We start from the raw sequence: 17358 nt of genomic DNA on the forward strand, positions 1-17358 counted from the left end.
GTATTTAAAAAATTTTTTGTTTTATGCCCAAATTTAAGTCCTGAAAAAAAATATAATTACAATATTTAATATAACTCAAAATTAATAATACCCTTTAAAAAGGAGAAAACAATGACAAGGGAACTGGTTAAATTCTTACAAAAAATCGGTGTTGATACCCGATTTGTCAGCATCATTGAAGATAAAGTATACATAAACAATTTAAAGTTTTCAAGATTTTCAAGGAAGAGAGAAGAACTGTTTAAAAAGAGTTTTCCTGAAGTGGATGTAATCAGGTCCAAAATATTTCAGAAGATCTGTATGAGGGCTTCTAGGAATCTTGCACATTGTATTCACCCTAAAGAGAAAATTTTTTTAATTAAAGATGATGATCCGCGTAACTTTGCCCTTTATGTAATTTTAGAGCCTTATCAAAGGAAATATGGTATTGAACTTATTTTTGGCAGAAGTATGGATGAAGCAGAAAATTTAGATATTGACTCCATAGCATTACCCATTACACTAGACGATGAAGCCCAGAATATCCTTCAGTTAATGCTAGATAGTGAAAAAATAGAATTATTAAGTTCAAATGAAAGTTATAATGATAAAAAGTTGATCTACCCTTTAATAAATGTTCCAAAGTCATGGATATATTCATGGACTCAAAATACAGCAAGTAGTGACTTAAATCAAAATTATGAATTTTCTGAAGAGTTATTGATATTTCTAGAAAGTTTAGTTCCCGATGTCAGGGAAAACATTTTAAAATCAGCGTTATTTACATCCAGTAAAAGCTGAATCATAGGTGTTACTGCCCTAAAACCGTTCCAATTTCACTTAACATTACTAAAAGTTTGTATCCTTTTTCAGTAAGCATATAATCTCCCCTCTCATGGCGTTGGAGGATCATATCATTATCAAGCAGTTTTTGAAGATGGAAAAGTAAATTGCCTCCCCGGAGTCCAGTAAGTTCGGAGAGTGATGAGAATGTTTTTGTTTCATTTGCCATTGATTTTAAAATTTGAAGCCTCTGCTTATTGGACAATGGTTCAAGAACATCTTTAACTATTGATTCTTCACAAATTGAGGATATGCACTGTTTTTTCTCATTATCGGAACTGTAAATCCGAAGTGAACGCATCAAATTTACCTGTTTTTCAAAAAGATCATCCACTTCTAAAAAACAGGTGTCACATTTTGCATAAGATGCACCCTCTCTTATTTTACTTAATTTAACCCTATTTTGATTTATAGAGTCCTCATGAACATCATCATCTGCCATAAGGCTTGTATTATCATACAGCAAATCGGTAAATATTTGTTTACATTTATCCCGCATGTCGCACTTATTTACCATGCCTTTTTCAAGACCTTTTTCAATATCATGGGTCACATATCCCATAATCGCGTTTAAAACGTCTTTTTTAGAATTTGCAAGGACTAAATCAAGATACTGCTGATTAGTGTTTTCCATGAGATTTTTAATATCTTTATGCATGGTTGCCAGCTTTGCCTTTATCTCGTTCATTTCCCTGTTATAAATTTCAGCCTCATTTAACATTGAAATAAATTATATGGCTCACCATAATAAAGGTTTCTATCAAGACTTCCAAAGTTAGTTTAATGCATCAAAATGTAGTTAGTACATTCCCCTGACGGTTAAGTATATACTGATAATACAGCAATATAAAAACTAATAAAGAAAAATAAAAGGTTGAAGGAAATGTTAGCAAAATCTAGATTTTGCTACAGCGAAAAACAAAGTTTTTCGCATGCTATCGAAATCTTAGATTTCGATGCTCTCAAACACTCCGTGTTTGGAGCCACGAAACTACGTTTCGTATGGCACCGAAAATCGTAGATTTTCGAGTGCTGTCAAAACTGTAAGTTTTGACGCGACAAACACATTGTATTTGTCAGCTATGCATTTCCTGAACACTTGAAATCTGTCAAAATTTTAATTTTGACGCATCGAAAATTCATAGAATTTTCGAATGCTCTGATTTCAGTGCCCCGAACACTCCGTGTTCGAGGGCCAAAAAAATTAAAACTTGCAAAACTTAAGTTAGAAAAACAAAGTTTTTCTACGTCAAAAATCTTTGATTTTTGAAGTTTTGCGTCCCAAAAAAATCAAAGATTTTTTTGAGGAATTTTTTGAAGGTGATTAAATGGTAATGACAGAAGAAATGATGGACGCTATTGAAAAAGACAATGTAGTTTTCTTTGCAACTTCAACTGCAGACGGAACCCCTAATGTTGTCCCAATTGGATTTGCAAGGCCAATCGACAATAAAACAATAATGATTGTTGATAACTACATGAATAAAACTCACAAAAACCTTGAAAATAACCCAAAAGCAAGTTTAGTACTAAGAGATGCTTCAGCATGCCCTTACCAGTTTAAGGGAACTGCCGAAATAATTGAAGAAGGTAAATACTTCGATGAAGCGGTTGACTGGGCAAAAAGTGTTATGAGCAAACTTGCACCAAAAGCAGCGATCCTGTTAAAGGTAGAAGAGATTTATTCCGTTCAACCAGGTCCAGAAGCTGGTAAAAAAGTAGATTAAGAACGTTTATGTTCTTAATTTTTATTTTACAGTCCATTAAATTAAACTACTTGAAACTGAACAATGAAACCTGTTTTTCTTTACTTCCACTGTTATTCTCTTCATTTTTAGGCTCTTCATCAGACTTTTTAGATCTTTTAGACGATTTTGTACCCTTTTTTGAAACACTGCTTGAACTGGCCTTTTTGACCTTTTTCTGTGTCTTTAAAGTTTCATTATCCATTTTAGTTTCTTCAGATTTAGCTTCTTTGGAAACACTTTTTGAAGTTTTGGTGCTCTTCTTTTTAGTTTTAGGTTTTTTAGGGACCTTTACCTTTCTTGACCTGAAAACTTTTACTTCATCGTCTTCAAGCCCAAAATATGTCATCATGTTGTAAGCTATATCATCATCCTGAAACATGATTTCAAAATAGGGGAACTGTGAAATTGCAACTTTTTTGGAGGTGTGAAGTTTTTCCCCAATTTTTTCGGCCACCCTATTTTGTAAATCCCTTTTACTCCTGTTTTTAGAAAGTATTGTATAAACAGATGAATTAGTATACCTTGCAAATTTTTTATAGGTCTCATCTTTAGAAAGTGCAACCCCTACACTCATTAACTCGTATGCATACTTCCAGTAGGTATAAACACGTGTTGAAAAAGCCCTTCCAAGATAAATATCCGCTTGAGAAATCATTTCATAAGCCTTTTCTATCTCATCTTTCTTTTCATACTCACGGGGAATATTTTCTGTGACCATTTCAAGTAAAAGTGAAGGATCTGCTTCAACCTGCCGCATGGCCCCTTTAATATTCGCTGGAGTTTTACTTTTTAAGATGGTCCTTACAGCATCAAAGACATTAGATCTTCCATCTTTTGGAGCTACAAGATCAAGGTCTTCGGATGTGATTTTTTCCTCGCCTTTTGCCATTATTTCAAGATCATTTATAGCAGACCTTAAATCACCATTAGATCTCTTTGCAAGGGTTCTTAGAACATGTTCTTCAAATTCTACCCCTTCTTTTACACATACCTTCTTTAAAAGTGAAACTATTGAATTTGTATGAACCTTCCTGAGGTTTATTACCTGACATTTATTTTTAAAGCTCTTAATTCTATTACTGTAAGGGTCATTAGCCATCATCACTATTGGCTGAATTGCATCCTTTAGTATTTTGTTAATTGCCCTTGATCCACCCCTATCATCATTACCATGAAGTCCATCAACTTCATCCAGAATTATCAGCTTCAATCGGTTGCCAAATAAAGTCATTGAAGAGGATGCTTCACCTACAACTCCCATAATGGCATCATATGACCTTTTATCACTGGCATTTAATTCAACTGAATCAGAAAATTCACCAGCAATTAGCCCTGCAAATGTGGTTTTACCAGTGCCCGGTGGGCCTATAAGAAAAAGGCATTTTTGAGAATTACCATTTTTCCATTCTGCTGTCCATTCAAGGATTTCTTTTTTTGCTTTTATATTCCCAAGAACATCATCAAAGTTCTTTGGCCTATATTTTTCTGTCCACAACATCTTCTGCATTTCCTCTAAATTACCGTTTTAATCGCTATCAGATAGCTTTATCTTTTAAATTCTCAAACTTAATCTAATTTCCTTTTAATAGAAACTTTGTAAGGAGTGCTTCAAGCTGAATCCTCGGATTAGATCCTTCCCTTATTCTGTAATCATATTCACCAATACTTTGAATCAAATCCATGTACACATCTTCTTCAATCATGTTTTCCATTGACATGCGTGAGATTTCCTGATAAATCTGAGTTACCATGTCTTCCCCACTTGTACCCTGAACAACCATTACCTCTCTTAAAAGGTCTCTTGCACTTATAAAGTCCCCATTTAAAGCTTTATTAACTATTTTCCTCACATCTTGAGGTTTTGCTTTAGAGACAATTTCATGGATACTGTCATCTGTAATTTCATCAGTTGTGGATGCCGATGCCTGAAGTATGTTTACTGCTTTCCTTAAATCTCCCTCTGCAAAATAAACGATGCTTTCAATCGCGCCCCTTGTAATATTGAGATTTTCAGCTTCAGCTATTTTTTCAAGTCTTCCAATGATTTGAGTTCCTTTTACAGGTGCAAATCTAAATATTGCACACCTCGACTGTATTGGATCTATTATCTTTGAGGAGTAGTTACATGAAAGTACGAATGATGCGGTCTTTGTGTACATCTCCATTTCACGCCTTAGAGCATGTTGAGCGTCTTTGGTCATGTTATCCACTTCATCAAGGAATACTATCCTGAATGGAGCGCCAACTGCTTTTAACCTGCAGAAATTCTTAATATTAGTTCTTACAGTATCTATTCCTCTTGCATCAGATGCATTGAGTTCCAGGAAATTCTGTCTCCAGTATTCTCCTAAAATAGATTTTGCAAGTGCAATGGCAGTTGTTGTTTTTCCAACCCCTGCAGGCCCTGTAAACATTAAATTAGGCATGCTGTGTTCATCAACATATCTTTTAAGTCTTTGAATTATATAATCTTGACCTACAACTTCATCTAGAGTACTTGGCCTGTATTTTTCAACCCATGGTCCGTTCATTTAATCACCGTTTGCTTTTGCGAGATTCATTCGCATTATTTTTCACTTATTAATTTATGTAAAAATGAATTCGAGATACTTTGTATTCATATAAAATAGAAACAATATCTATAGTTGACTTTGTAAAGAGTAGGTATAAAATTTACTGTTTATTAAAAATGAGAAAAAATTCATTAAATATGCATTTAATACAGTACTATCCATTTAATAACTTATTTTACACCTTTATTTAAGGATATTACTCACCATTTACAATATAATTTTTAACAAGAATTTTATATTACAATGAATATATCATAATTCATGACATATAAATATTACATCAAGATCGGGATTGCCGTAATTATATTGGGAGTAGTTATTACCTCAGGTTGTACGCAAAATCCTCAGCAAAATACAACAAGTACCAAAAATACTTCTTACAGCACAGTAACGATTCAAAACTACACGTATACCCCCAACACTCTTACTGTTAAAGCAGGAACAAATGTCATGTGGATAAATGAAGATTCTGCAGTTCATGACGTAACGAGCGATTCAGGAGCCTTTTCAAGTCCAGATTTAAATAAAAGCGATAAATATACCTACAATTTTACAAAAACTGGCGAATATGCCTATCATTGTGACGAACATCCATCAATGACTGGCAAAATAATTGTGCAATAAAGATTTAAAGCATTAGCCCCCAATAACGCATAAAGATTCATTTATTTTCCAAATAAAATCTTTTCATTTAAAAGAACTAAAATCCAAGAAGTATCTTTAGCCCTATTCCAATTAATATTAACCCGCCGAAAACCTCAATTTTATGTTCAAATAAGTGTCCAATACCTTTTCCAATATAAAAGCCAATAAAAGACAGGACAAACGTGACAGCCCCTATTATTACAATGGGTTCTACTATTGGAGTCTTAAGGAATGCAAATGTAACTCCAACTAAAAATGCATCGATACTTGTTGCAATTGCAAGGAAGAATATTTCTTTTAATGAAAAACTGTCATCTTTATCCTTCCCATCATCAAAAATACCCTCATAAATCATTTTAATTCCTATGATAGATAATAAAATGAATGCTATCCATGGAGCTGCTGCTGAAACAAAAACTTCAAGTTGCATGCCTGAAATCCATCCTGCAACAGGCATTAATGCCTGAAATACACCGAAAAATAGGGCGATGATCAAAGCATGTTTCATATTAGACTTCATTACGAGGCCCTTTGTTATAGAAACACTGAATGCGTCCATTGCAAGCCCTATAGCTATAAGAAAAATTGAAATAATATCCATAAATCTAAACTATCAATCCATATTTATATAGATATTTATGAAGGATCAAAAATTTTGTTACACTTTTAACAGACGTTAATTTTTTAGTTTTACATATTAACTAAATATCAACTGTAAAATTAAGACATACTAATTAAAATTAAGATTAATGAACTAATAAACATTTATACATTTAATTATCTAATTTGAATAATTTAAACTAAGTTGATCAATATGTTAAGCAGTATAGCATATTTCCCCGTTTTTGGAAAACCTTTAATTCTATATCTAGGAATTACTACCCTCTCATTATTCATTATCACCGCTTTATTAGGCTTGATGATTTTTAGAGGAGTAAAAATACCTTTTAAAATTCATCCAACCATAGCTGCCATTGCATTAGCCTTTGGGACAATTCACGGGACTCTAGCATTATCTATTTACTTAACATATTAAAATAGTAAAAATGAAGGCTATCCCTTTATACTACAAAAAACTGTTATCAAAAATAGGATGAATTGTGATACAAATTGTAATGTTAAGAGGAATTAATCCATTAAAATTAGTTTCTGTTAAAAGAAATAATATTTTTCTACATATTAATTTAATTATATTAATTAAATCCAGTTATTTAAATAAACTAATTAATTCAGGGTGTATTTTATCTTTAATTCCAAGATCGTTCATGGCTCTTCCATATGAATTATTAATTGTTTTAAATTCATTACGTACTATTCCTCTAAAAGCCCCATATCCCATTACTTTACCATATTTTTCAGTTATAATGCTGATTATCTTACTAAAATCAGTTATAAGCATGTTTGATCTTTCAGTTAAAGGAATATTTTCAACATTTTCCCTTATTTTATCAAAATCAACTACAGAATTACTTTTTACATCAACACCATCCAAAAGAGTTTTACATCCATCTAAAGGTAAAAACCTTTTTATAAGCCCTCTTGCAGGTGAAACACCCATAATTTTGCTTGCTCCGATTGACATTGCCAGAAATACGGCTTCATATATATCTAAAATCAGATCAGATTTTTCCTTATCTCCAGCAGGTATTTCAATGTTTTCAGGTAGTTTTGGGAATGAAATTGGCGGTTTTATAACCGGAATACTGCTTTTTGGTTCTTCAGTATCTTCTTGAGTTTCTTCCGGAACTTCTCCCAGGTCTTCTTCTGAAATTTTTATTTGAACTTCAGTTTCTTCGACTTCTGATTCAATTTCAGGGATATCTATTTCATTAGATATGGTTTCAGATTCTGTAGCTACAGGTGATACTTCTTCTGTTTCAACCTCCAACATTTCTGAAAGCTTTTCTTTTGCTTCTTTAATATCTAACTCCTTAAACTCTTCAGAATCCACTATTTCATTTAATTTTTCAGTTCCTATGACCTCAGCAAATACTTCTTTTAAGTCTTCAGTTTCAATGAGTTTATCCACTACTTCTCCATTTAGTTCTTCAGTTTTTAATCCTTCAGACGCTTCATTTTCAATTTTAACAGTTTCTGTTTCTGCATTATCAGGGACATCTAATACTTCTGAAGTAGAGGTAGCCTGAATTTCTTCTTGAGAGTCTATAAGTACTTCTTCTTCAACTGGAACTTCCCAAACTATACCCCTTGTAATTTTCATTATATCTCTTGCCGTTCTTTTAGCAGAAACCATTACCAGCCCTACATTTGCAGATATTTCCATAAGAACGATGAAATATGTATTTTCCAGGTGTAAAAAAAGAGTCTTTCCCCCATAAGATTCAACCAGTACCCTTTGGATTTCTCCACTGTCAGCTGAATTCAACAGCCTTTTCGATGAACTCATAATCACATGGGCCATTGGGCCAAAAAGAGAAGTATCCGTTCCCCCAGACATAGTGTGGCAGAGTACATTACCACTGTCATCAGCGATTAAACTGCCGTCTATGCCTTCAACTTTATCCAAATTGTTTAAAGTCCTTATTAATTGGTTTTCTATATCCGAATCCATATAACCACGTTGATTCATTTAAGATATCCCAGATATAATCATTAATAACTTATTTAAGACTGTTTGATTCTATTTGGCATTTTTAAATATTCAAATATATTTTAGTTTATGTTTATAGTTTTTAAGTTTTATCTTAAACACAGCTATGGTTTAATGAACAGATTTAAAAAAAAGAAAGTATTAAATTCCCAAATCATTTTATGATTGAGGGGTCAGACACTTCGCGTTTAGGTGAAATAAAAAAAAATAAATAATCATGTAACTATTCAGTTACAATAAATGCCTTTTCAAGAGAGCACCTTCACTGTCATGTATATCTACTAAAAGTGGTGAGTCTCCACCGATTGCATGGGTTGCACATGAAAGACATGGGTCATATGCCCTTATAATCATTTCAAGCTGGTTTTTAATGCCTTCTGAGACTTCTTCACCTTTAATTAGAGCTTTAGCTGTTTCTCTCACTCCAATATCCATAGAGAGGTTGTTTTGACCAGTTGCAACTACTAGGTTTGCACGTGTTATTATTCCGGCAGCATCTGTTTCGTAATCGTGAATAAGAGATCCCCTTGGGGCTTCTATTATTCCTACACCTCTTTTAGTTTCACTGGACTGTCTTGCTTCATCCCTTGTCATTAACGGTTCACTGAGGAACTGTCTTATCTCTGTACTTACTATATCATCATCCTCTAAAAGCTGCATGGATCTTTCTGCAGCGTACATTAACTCAATAAGACGAGCATAATGGTACAGAAGAGTGTTTTGAGCAATTCCAAACTTATCTTTGAACTCACCGTACAGTGCACCAGCTTTTTCTGTTGGAACATTGTCAGCTATATTTAACCTTGCAAGAGGCCCAACTCTGTAGTTACCATCAGGGAATCCTGTTTGTTTAAGGTATGGGAATTTAAGATAAGACCACGGCTGTACCTTCTCTTCTATGTAGTCCAGATAATCAGAAGACTGGAACTCATGAACAGAATTTCCTGCTTTATCAATTATTTTCATAGGACCATCATAAACTTCAAGATTTCCATTATTGGTTAAACCACCGAAATAAGTTTCAGCTGGACCTAATAATTCGATTGCCTCAGCATACTGTTCAAATAAAGGTTTTGCTACTCCAACACCTTTTTCTATAAGTTCAATAGCATTTTTTGTAGCTTCTAAAAGTTTAGCCCTTTCTTCAGCACTCATTGCCTTTGTCTGTCCACCTGCAACAGCAGTGACTGGGTGTATCGCTTTTCCTCCCACCACTTCTGTTATATCCTGACCGACCTTCCTGGTTTTTATTGCCATTTTTGCAAGTTCAGGGTCTTTTTTAATGATTCCAATTACATTTCGCTGCGTAGGATCAGAATCCGGCCCTAATACAAGGTCTGGTGCACCCAGGAAATAAAAATGTAATGCATGTGAGTGAATATATTGACCAAGAAGCATGAGCTCTCTCAGTTTTTTAGCGGCTTCTGGAGGTTGCAAACCAAAAACAGTATCAGTAGCTTTAGCAGCTGCTAAATGGTGGGCAGTTTGACATATTCCACATATACGTGGAGTTATCCTTGGAGCTTCCTCAACTGCTGCCCCTTCCAGGAATTTTTCAAATCCTCTTATCTCCATTACATGAAAGTGAGCATCTGAAACGTTTCCAGAATCATCCAACTGAACTGTGATTTTTGCATGTCCTTCAATTCTTGTTACTGGATTTATTTCTATCTGTTTCATATTATCACGCTTCTATTATTTCTTGACCAGCTGAGGGATCAATGAAACCTGTTTATCCTCCATAATTGTACTTCCAATTACGAATCCATATATTACGTGCCCAATATCTCTTATTTGTTTCTCAACATCCTTTTCTGGCATCTTAGAAAGGTGAGCTATCCTTTTTATTACACCATTGTATACATCATGGCTTGGTTCCCTTAAAACATCGAGAGAAGGACCGCCACAACCATGGCAAGGGATACCTGCTGCTGTACATAGTGCGCCACACCTTCCAAGTGTAACAGAACCTAAACAGACATAACCCTGGCTTAAGAAACATTTTTGAGGATCAGGATCTCCCTCAATTCTCCTGTTAAGTTTGTCAAATTCCACGTGATCCATCCATCTTGAACAGTCAGCACATACGCTCTTTTTAGGAACATCTGGAGCTTCTCCTTTAATTAAAGGCATTAATATATCCCAAACAAGAAGTTCTTTAGGAGGACATCCCGGTAAAAAGTAATCTACTTCTGTGAAATCACCTGCAGGGTGAACAATTGGTAAGAGTTCTGGAACTACTTCTGAAGGCACATCAGCTGCTTCAGTACTTGGATTGTCAGAATAAATCCTTGCTGTTACATCTTCCGGACGGTAAAGATCTGCCATTCCAGTTATACCTCCGTAACATGCACATGTTCCGTATGCTATTAATGTTTTAGACTTTCTACGTAATTCTTCAAGCCTTTCTTTGTTTTCTTTATTTCGTACGGAACCAGAAACTATTGCAATATCAATATCATCTGGTACTTCTTTTACATCCATTAAAACTGGTGCATAAACAATATCTGCTTCTTTGAGTAATTCCATTATTCCTTCGTGTAAATCAAGAATCGAAATTTCACATCCAGAACAGCCGGCAAGCCATTCAAGTGCAATTTTTACCATTATTTACCACCCCATCCTATAGTTAGGGTTTTAAGACAAGCATTTGGTCCTACATGGTCTATATCAAGTTTTCCCTTGATACTCATAACTTCTTCCACAGCTCCAACCATGTATCCATACAAAAGATAACATAATGGTCCTTTTTGAGGTAAACCTGTCCTTCTTAAAGTTTGTCTTACAACACAATCCATAAATAAAAGTTTTACAATTGTTTCGTGGCCCTTCTCAATAGTGTATCCTTCCTGATCTGATGGTTTCCACATTTCAAAATAAAATTCCATTCCAAGTATCTTACTCAATTCAGTCATGGCTTTTTCCAGATCATCTGTTTTCTCGGTCATTTTACCGGCTTCATGTCCCATTCGCTTCCCGGCCTGATAAACAATAGCATTTGCACCGCGCCCAGAAACCTGTTCTAATGCACTTGACATAGATCCTACAAATTTCATAAGAACGTGAAGGGCTTCTTCATAGTCATTGATGTCTCCACCAGTTTCTGGAGGAATTAGTTCAGGTTTAAAATCGCCTCTTATTTCTTTATGTTCGATTTCCATGTCCAAAACTCCTTATATTATTTTGCTTATAGTTGAATTTACCTTTCGGTCAATATAAAGTCTTTTAGCAACATGTATATCATCGTGTTCCAGTGCCTGGGAAGGACAAATCTCGTGACATGATAAACACGCCATACAATCCTTTTCATTCACTACAACAGTCTTACCATGCTCACTATCCAATTCATACACATCGCTGGGACAATCCTCAACGCAAGATCCACATCCCACACATGCATCCTCGTCTACTTTTATTTTTACCATAGCAATCCCCTCATTTTTCCTTTTAAAGCAATTTGGAAAGATGTTTAACCCAATTAAATCTTTCCTACACAATTTTTTTTGAATTAAAAAAAATTAATTCAATCTATAATATTACCTTGTAGGGATATTTTTCTATATAAAACGTCTTTACTATTAAGGATTTATATTACATGTTCGTAACACTCTGTAAATTATAATAACAAATTATTACCTAATAATAAAAAGGAGAGTCAAAATTATAAAAAAATAGTAAATTTAACTATTATATCAAATTATCATGGTTTTAAGACCCGTATCCAGCCTGTATGGTTTGTGTTTCGCTTTGATATCTATAAGTTTCCCCACCATGTCCACTACTTTTATTCAATAAATAGCTTAAAAACTTTTTTCAGGCAAAATAATTATTTTAGCCGTATTTTAAAAAAACGGCCGATAATAAGAGCCTTATTACCATTACATACTTATTTAGAATATATTTCTAGTGTACTTGTTTATGCGTTTATTCCACTAGATATTATTTTTAAGGCACTATAATATTTTATTTATAACCTGGTTTACTTTTCGGTCTATATAGAGCCTTTTAGCCACAGGTATGTCGTCGTGTTCCAGTGCCTGGGAAGGACAAATCTCGTGACATGATAAACACGCCATACAATCCTTTTCATTCACTACAACAGTCTTACCATGCTCACTATCCAATTCATACACATCGTTTGGGCAGTCTTCAACGCAAGATCCACATCCAACGCATGCGCCCTCGTCTACTTTTATTTTTACCATATTATCAGTCCAGTTTTTTCTTTAGAGTCTCTGGAAATTGATGTAATTTAATTTTCCATTATTTTATCCCGAATCCGAAAAAATAATTCCCTAGTTTTTAAACCTTCAGGAAAACTTAACATATGGAATTTCTTTACTATTAAATATTTCCATTAAGTGTTTGCAGTCACAATAACTTACAATAAGAAGTTATTACCAAATAACAACTCAAAATCCCAATTTTACTAGAAAAAGTCAATTAATTAGAGTATCAATATCAATATAAACTAATTCCATCTGTTGTGGCTCCTAAATAAAAAAAAATAAATTCTAAAACTAAGTTAAAGAGGTTGTAGAAACCAGTTTACAATGGACTATATAAGCTGCCAGCTTCCGTCCTGGAGGGTAACATGTTATAAGTAACAACCGGGGCTCTCCACTTTGAGCAAATGAAATTGGATTTTCTTTATAATCCCACCGGATGTCATCACCATTTGATGTGACTTTATAAATATATTTTTTAGATATAGTATAATCTTTTATTATAACCTGATCTCCAACCTTTAAACTACCAAGTTGACGGAATAATCCAGAATAATGTGTCCTATGACTTAATAAACCACATTCTCCATTTTGACCAGGTTCGACACTTTCAGGATAATGATAAACAGTATTATACCCATTTACAGTCTCAGAATTTATCTTGGCGTTAACTCCTATTCTTGGAATTACAAGCCGGTATACATCAGATGTGCTTCCAGATACAGAATTAGTAGTTGAAGGGCTTAATAGATCAACAGGAGCACTTCCATTTCCACGAAGGTATAAATTAGTTTGATATGCATTTAATTCCTTAGATTTCTCGTAACCAACGATTATTACAGCTGAAGACACAATTACGCACACTAAAACAATTACAACAGCTAAAATTTTATATTTAGACATTGTTAAATCCATCTGATCATCTTCCGTATAATATACCGCTAGTTAAAAAATTTAATTAGATGTATTGTTAATTCATCTATTTAAACGTGTTAAATATCATTTAAATAAGAACATATCCCAAAATATTTAAATGGGACTGTGTGTTTTAGAAAGTGTATATTATTTAATAATTGCATCCAGCAGTTATCCATTTTTTGTGTTTTCATCCCTTAAAAGCTTCTTAGCTGCTTTTCCAAGAGCAGAACGATGTTCTGTAACTCTCCATGGATCATTTACCCACACACATAGTGTTAATCTGACCCCCACATCTATAAGTTCTCTAACTATAACTTTTGGTTTAGGTTTTTTCAGGACCCAATCACATCCAGCAGCCATATCCTCAAGAGATTTTGAAGTTTCTTCAAGATTCATAGTATAAGGTATAACTATATCCAGATCTACCCTTCTTGTATCTGATGCTGTATGGTTTATGAATGGATTGGTTGAAAACAATGCATTTGGAATCGTGATAATCTTTTTATCATATGTAATTATAGTAGTGAGCCTAAAACCCATTTTAACTACTTTTCCTTTCTGATTAGATACTTCAACAATATCTCCTACTCTAAAACTTTTATCTAAAAATATGAACATTCCTGCAATAAAATTAGAAAGCGTGTCACGTGCTGCAAAACCAACGACAATGCTCACTACCCCTAAACTTACAGCAATGGCAGTTAAATTGATTCCAAATAATCCGAGGATTACAGCTGCAGCAATTAGATAAATTGTGTACTTAATAATTTCATTTAAAACTTGAACCATAGTTACGTCAAGATCCCATTTAACTTGAGTATTTTTAAGAAAACGGGACGTCAGTCTTACTATTAAAAATGCTACAATTAAAGTAACACCCATAGCAATAATATCATCAAAATGTATATTCGCAAACATTGTAGCAATGGCCATTTTATTCCACGTTCCTAAAGATTTCTAGTTTTATTAATCAAGGGATAACTAAATTGTTAATGAGTTATATTTAAGTTATTCGAAAATCAGGCTATTAAATTAGCGCTCCACTTCTATCTGCATAAAATCTTCTGCAACTGTTGAATTTTCAAATATTTCCCTTGCTTCAGTTTCAAGGATATCTGATTTTTTATATCTTGTACTTACATGAGTTAATATCAATCTTTTAACATTTGCTTTTTTTGCAATTTCTGCAGCTTGAACCGAAGTAGAATGGCCCATTTCACCAGCTTCATCTCCATACTTGCCTTCAAAAGTAGATTCATGTACCAAAAGGTCTGCATCCTTTGCAAATTCCTGCATTTGATCTGAAGGGGTTGTATCCCCCGAATAAACAATTTTACGCCCTTTTCTCTCTTCTCCAAGTACCTGTTCCGGATTTATTATATTATCTCCTACTTTTACTGCAATACCCCTCTGAAGTTTCCCAAAATCAGGGCCTGGATTAATTCCAAGGGCTATCGCTTTTTCCTTTATAAACTTAGGTCTTCTTTTCTCATATATACTATATGCAAAGTTTAAAACCGTGTGGTTCATCTTAGAACAGCTTACTCTATAATTTTCTGCCTCAAGTATAATTCCATCTTCAATTTCATGCATATAAATTTCGAAGGTGAGTGAAAAATATCCAAAATTTCTTATAATATTTACCATCTCAACAAGGCCCTTAGGACCAAATATATGCAGCGGATTTTTTCTTCCCCTAAAAGCCATTGATTGAATTATTCCTGGAAGTCCAAGAATGTGATCTCCATGAAAATGAGTTATAAATATATTGTTTATTTTCATAGGACTTATTTTAGCCTTTGACATTTGAAGCTGTGTGCCTTCACCGCAATCAAATAAAAAAATCTCTCCAAATGCCTTTAATGCTATTGAAGAGTGATTCCTGTGACTGGTAGGGATTGCAGATGATGTTCCTAAAAATACAAGCTCCATAATATTTCACCTTAGATATAACTTATAAAATTAACTATAATCGATTATTTCTGAGTTATTTATTTATATCTTTTACTTTATATAGCTAAACAGGGATTTAATATGAGAGATATTCTAAAGCAAATGGTTTATGAGGATATAGGTTTTGAGGATATTACCTCCAATGCTTTGATTCCTAAAGACCTAAAAACAAAGGGAATAATAATAGCTAAAGAAGATGGAATTATTTCCGGAATTGATGCTGTATCTGATTTATTTAATGAATTTAAAATTAGATCATCCGTTAAAAAACATGACGGGAATAGTGTAAAAGTAAACGATATTATTATGGAAATTAAAGGAAATGCACGTACAGTTTTAAGTTTAGAACGTACTGCATTGAATTTCCTCATGAGAATGAGCGGTATTGCAACCTTAACGTTTAATACCCTCCAAAAAATAAGGGAAGTAAATGAAAATATTATACTGGCAGGTACACGTAAAACAACACCCGGACTGCAAATTTTTGAAAAAAATGCAGTTAAAGTAGGTGGTGGAGATACTCACAGGTTCAGATTAGATGATTCTGTCCTCATTAAGGATAATCATATTGCCATTGTTGGTAGTATTGAAGATGCTGTAATTATGGCCAAAAAGAATGTGAGTTTCACCAAAAAAATTGAAATAGAAGTGGAAGACGAAAAAGGTGCCATAGAAGCTGCAGAAGCAGGGGCAGATATTATAATGCTGGATAATATGAACCCTCAAGAGATTGATAAAATCATTTCAACACTCAAATCAATGAATTTAAGAAATAACATTTTAATTGAAGTTTCAGGTGGAATAAAGCCTGAAAATATTGTTGAATATGCAAAAACAAATGCAGATATCATTTCGACAGGATATATAACTCATTCTTCAAAGTCTCTGGATTTGAGTTTAGAGATACTTTAGGCATGTAATACATTGACCAAGCATTCATATACGTTGTTTCATAATATTCAAATCATAAGTATAATCGATATTTTCAGTTATCATAATTTGAACTAATGGTGCTTTAATTTTATGTAGAAATTTTACAAGTTAATATATAATTGCGACTGAAAATAATTTACATCATGTGCAAAATAATTAAAGAAGTGGTCCTTATTTATGCATAAATTTATATGCGTTGATGCTTAAAATGAAACTAGATACAAAATAGTTATAGATGTAAAATTTATTTTTACACAATTTTTTTAAATTTACAAGGAGGAATTCAATGTCAGATGAAGAAATTCAAAAAACTGAAGGAAACATAGAAGAAGTGCAAGAAGAAGTGCAAGAAGAAGTGCAAGAAGAAGAAGAAGAAGAAGCTGAAGATTTACCATTTGCAAAAGCAGAAGTTGTAAGATTAATGAAACAGCATTTAGACAGCGACAAAATGATAAGAGAACGTGTCAAAGTTGAAATGAACAAGTTTTTAGGAGATGTCCTTGAAAAAGTCTGCAAACAGCTCAATGAATATCCTTACACAACAATAGAATACGAAATGCTGAAAGAATCAATATATCCTTACAAAAATGTAGAAAGAATTAATGAAGAAAAAGAAAGGATATTAAAACATTTAGATGCTATTAAAGCAGACTGTGACGCTTTAAGCTTAGATGTCAGAAGGACATTAAAATTAAAAGACGTGGAAGACACAGTATATTAATCTCTCATAAAATCCGTAGGATTTTTGGAGCATCAAAAAACGTAGTTTTTTGCAAGCTCTCAAAATTCATAGAATTTTGGAGCGACAAACACAAGGTGTTTGTCAGCTCTCGAAAATCTATGATTTTCGATGATTTTGTAAACGTCAAAATTTATTTGAGAGCCAAAAAGAAGATGCTCATATCGAGTAAACTTCTAAAACACTTCTT

Annotated in this window: 19 protein-coding genes; 6 read left to right on the forward strand and 13 right to left on the reverse strand. The window is 33.5% G+C overall.

Annotated elements, in window-relative coordinates:
* The first annotated feature begins 111 nt into the window (after positions 1-111).
* The gene (locus AAGU07_RS04885) at positions 112-780 is read left to right on the forward strand and encodes an ATPase (protein ID WP_342458037.1); all 669 of its coding nucleotides are present in this window, start codon (positions 112-114) and stop codon (positions 778-780) included.
* A 10-nt stretch (positions 781-790) separates the two neighbouring features.
* Here the strand turns inward: AAGU07_RS04885 and AAGU07_RS04890 are convergent, their stop codons facing one another.
* On the reverse strand, positions 791-1510 hold the full coding sequence (locus tag AAGU07_RS04890) for a winged helix-turn-helix domain-containing protein (RefSeq protein ID WP_342458038.1): 720 nt from the start codon (positions 1508-1510) through the stop codon (positions 791-793).
* Positions 1511-2150: 640 nt separating this feature from the next.
* On the opposite strand from AAGU07_RS04890, the gene AAGU07_RS04895 reads away from it, so the two are divergent.
* A complete protein-coding gene (locus AAGU07_RS04895; RefSeq protein WP_342458039.1) occupies positions 2151-2549 on the forward strand; it encodes a pyridoxamine 5'-phosphate oxidase family protein in 399 nt (132 codons plus the stop codon).
* 46 nt (positions 2550-2595) lie between these two features.
* On the opposite strand, the gene AAGU07_RS04900 is transcribed toward AAGU07_RS04895, so the two are convergent.
* Positions 2596-4077 carry a replication factor C large subunit gene (locus AAGU07_RS04900; RefSeq protein ID WP_342458040.1) on the reverse strand — a complete coding sequence of 494 codons (1482 nt, stop codon included), beginning with the start codon at positions 4075-4077 and terminating at the stop codon, positions 2596-2598.
* A gap of 64 nt (positions 4078-4141) precedes the next feature.
* A complete protein-coding gene (locus AAGU07_RS04905; RefSeq protein WP_342458041.1) occupies positions 4142-5101 on the reverse strand; it encodes a replication factor C small subunit in 960 nt (319 codons plus the stop codon).
* A gap of 303 nt (positions 5102-5404) precedes the next feature.
* Between AAGU07_RS04905 and AAGU07_RS04910 the strand changes: the two genes are divergently transcribed.
* Positions 5405-5767 carry a cupredoxin domain-containing protein gene (locus AAGU07_RS04910; protein ID WP_342458042.1) on the forward strand — a complete coding sequence of 121 codons (363 nt, stop codon included), beginning with the start codon at positions 5405-5407 and terminating at the stop codon, positions 5765-5767.
* Between the two features lie 76 nt (positions 5768-5843).
* Here AAGU07_RS04910 and AAGU07_RS04915 read toward each other — a convergent pair whose 3' ends face one another.
* Complete coding sequence (locus AAGU07_RS04915; RefSeq protein ID WP_342458043.1) at positions 5844-6389, reverse strand: manganese efflux pump MntP family protein; 546 nt, start codon at positions 6387-6389, stop codon at positions 5844-5846.
* 213 nt (positions 6390-6602) lie between these two features.
* Between AAGU07_RS04915 and AAGU07_RS04920 the strand changes: the two genes are divergently transcribed.
* Positions 6603-6824, forward strand: coding sequence for a hypothetical protein (locus AAGU07_RS04920; protein ID WP_342458044.1), 222 nt, complete (start codon positions 6603-6605; stop codon positions 6822-6824).
* Positions 6825-6995: 171 nt separating this feature from the next.
* On the opposite strand, the gene AAGU07_RS04925 is transcribed toward AAGU07_RS04920, so the two are convergent.
* The 9 genes from AAGU07_RS04925 to rnz form a co-directional block, all read right to left on the reverse strand.
* Entirely contained in the window at positions 6996-8360 is a 1365-nt protein-coding gene (locus tag AAGU07_RS04925) for a roadblock/LC7 domain-containing protein (protein WP_342458045.1), read from the reverse strand.
* 270 nt (positions 8361-8630) lie between these two features.
* On the reverse strand, positions 8631-10079 hold the full coding sequence (locus AAGU07_RS04930) for a Ni/Fe hydrogenase subunit alpha (RefSeq protein WP_342458046.1): 1449 nt from the start codon (positions 10077-10079) through the stop codon (positions 8631-8633).
* 15 nt (positions 10080-10094) lie between these two features.
* A complete protein-coding gene (locus tag AAGU07_RS04935; RefSeq protein WP_342458047.1) occupies positions 10095-11006 on the reverse strand; it encodes a F420-nonreducing hydrogenase in 912 nt (303 codons plus the stop codon).
* Positions 11006-11560 carry a hydrocarbon binding protein (contains V4R domain) gene (locus AAGU07_RS04940; protein ID WP_069582979.1) on the reverse strand — a complete coding sequence of 185 codons (555 nt, stop codon included), beginning with the start codon at positions 11558-11560 and terminating at the stop codon, positions 11006-11008. Before AAGU07_RS04940 ends, AAGU07_RS04935 begins: the two co-directional genes overlap by 1 nt.
* A gap of 12 nt (positions 11561-11572) precedes the next feature.
* Positions 11573-11824, reverse strand: a complete 252-nt coding sequence (locus AAGU07_RS04945) for a 4Fe-4S binding protein (RefSeq protein WP_069582980.1) — start codon at positions 11822-11824, stop codon at positions 11573-11575.
* Positions 11825-12352: 528 nt separating this feature from the next.
* Complete coding sequence (locus AAGU07_RS04950; RefSeq protein ID WP_342458048.1) at positions 12353-12604, reverse strand: 4Fe-4S binding protein; 252 nt, start codon at positions 12602-12604, stop codon at positions 12353-12355.
* A 315-nt stretch (positions 12605-12919) separates the two neighbouring features.
* Complete coding sequence (locus AAGU07_RS04955) at positions 12920-13528, reverse strand: sortase (protein ID WP_342458049.1); 609 nt, start codon at positions 13526-13528, stop codon at positions 12920-12922.
* A 183-nt stretch (positions 13529-13711) separates the two neighbouring features.
* Positions 13712-14476, reverse strand: coding sequence for a mechanosensitive ion channel family protein (locus AAGU07_RS04960; protein WP_342458050.1), 765 nt, complete (start codon positions 14474-14476; stop codon positions 13712-13714).
* Positions 14477-14575: 99 nt separating this feature from the next.
* Positions 14576-15475, reverse strand: a complete 900-nt coding sequence (gene rnz / locus AAGU07_RS04965; RefSeq protein ID WP_342458051.1) for a ribonuclease Z — start codon at positions 15473-15475, stop codon at positions 14576-14578.
* Positions 15476-15577: 102 nt separating this feature from the next.
* On the opposite strand from rnz, the gene nadC reads away from it, so the two are divergent.
* Complete coding sequence (gene nadC, locus AAGU07_RS04970) at positions 15578-16408, forward strand: carboxylating nicotinate-nucleotide diphosphorylase (protein WP_342458052.1); 831 nt, start codon at positions 15578-15580, stop codon at positions 16406-16408.
* Positions 16409-16715: 307 nt separating this feature from the next.
* Complete coding sequence (locus tag AAGU07_RS04975) at positions 16716-17150, forward strand: hypothetical protein (RefSeq protein ID WP_342458053.1); 435 nt, start codon at positions 16716-16718, stop codon at positions 17148-17150.
* The last annotated feature ends 208 nt before the right edge of the window (positions 17151-17358 follow it).

It is taken from the genome of Methanobacterium sp. (assembly GCF_038562635.1).
GTDB lineage: Archaea > Methanobacteriota > Methanobacteria > Methanobacteriales > Methanobacteriaceae > Methanobacterium_D.

Coding starts and splice junctions, on each gene's coding strand:
- AAGU07_RS04910 (WP_342458042.1), top strand. CDS start 5,405: ATGACATATAAATATTACATCAAGATCGGGATTGCCGTAATTATATTG.
- rnz (WP_342458051.1), bottom strand. CDS start 15,475: ATGGAGCTTGTATTTTTAGGAACATCATCTGCAATCCCTACCAGTCAC.
- AAGU07_RS04885 (WP_342458037.1), top strand. CDS start 112: ATGACAAGGGAACTGGTTAAATTCTTACAAAAAATCGGTGTTGATACC.
- AAGU07_RS04960 (WP_342458050.1), bottom strand. CDS start 14,476: ATGGCCATTGCTACAATGTTTGCGAATATACATTTTGATGATATTATT.
- AAGU07_RS04930 (WP_342458046.1), bottom strand. CDS start 10,079: ATGAAACAGATAGAAATAAATCCAGTAACAAGAATTGAAGGACATGCA.
- nadC (WP_342458052.1), top strand. CDS start 15,578: ATGAGAGATATTCTAAAGCAAATGGTTTATGAGGATATAGGTTTTGAG.
- AAGU07_RS04955 (WP_342458049.1), bottom strand. CDS start 13,528: ATGTCTAAATATAAAATTTTAGCTGTTGTAATTGTTTTAGTGTGCGTA.
- AAGU07_RS04905 (WP_342458041.1), bottom strand. CDS start 5,101: ATGAACGGACCATGGGTTGAAAAATACAGGCCAAGTACTCTAGATGAA.
- AAGU07_RS04925 (WP_342458045.1), bottom strand. CDS start 8,360: ATGGATTCGGATATAGAAAACCAATTAATAAGGACTTTAAACAATTTG.
- AAGU07_RS04975 (WP_342458053.1), top strand. CDS start 16,716: ATGTCAGATGAAGAAATTCAAAAAACTGAAGGAAACATAGAAGAAGTG.
- AAGU07_RS04935 (WP_342458047.1), bottom strand. CDS start 11,006: ATGGTAAAAATTGCACTTGAATGGCTTGCCGGCTGTTCTGGATGTGAA.
- AAGU07_RS04950 (WP_342458048.1), bottom strand. CDS start 12,604: ATGGTAAAAATAAAAGTAGACGAGGGCGCATGCGTTGGATGTGGATCT.
- AAGU07_RS04915 (WP_342458043.1), bottom strand. CDS start 6,389: ATGGATATTATTTCAATTTTTCTTATAGCTATAGGGCTTGCAATGGAC.
- AAGU07_RS04940 (WP_069582979.1), bottom strand. CDS start 11,560: ATGGAAATCGAACATAAAGAAATAAGAGGCGATTTTAAACCTGAACTA.
- AAGU07_RS04945 (WP_069582980.1), bottom strand. CDS start 11,824: ATGGTAAAAATAAAAGTAGACGAGGATGCATGTGTGGGATGTGGATCT.
- AAGU07_RS04895 (WP_342458039.1), top strand. CDS start 2,151: ATGGTAATGACAGAAGAAATGATGGACGCTATTGAAAAAGACAATGTA.
- AAGU07_RS04920 (WP_342458044.1), top strand. CDS start 6,603: ATGTTAAGCAGTATAGCATATTTCCCCGTTTTTGGAAAACCTTTAATT.
- AAGU07_RS04900 (WP_342458040.1), bottom strand. CDS start 4,077: ATGCAGAAGATGTTGTGGACAGAAAAATATAGGCCAAAGAACTTTGAT.
- AAGU07_RS04890 (WP_342458038.1), bottom strand. CDS start 1,510: ATGAACGAGATAAAGGCAAAGCTGGCAACCATGCATAAAGATATTAAA.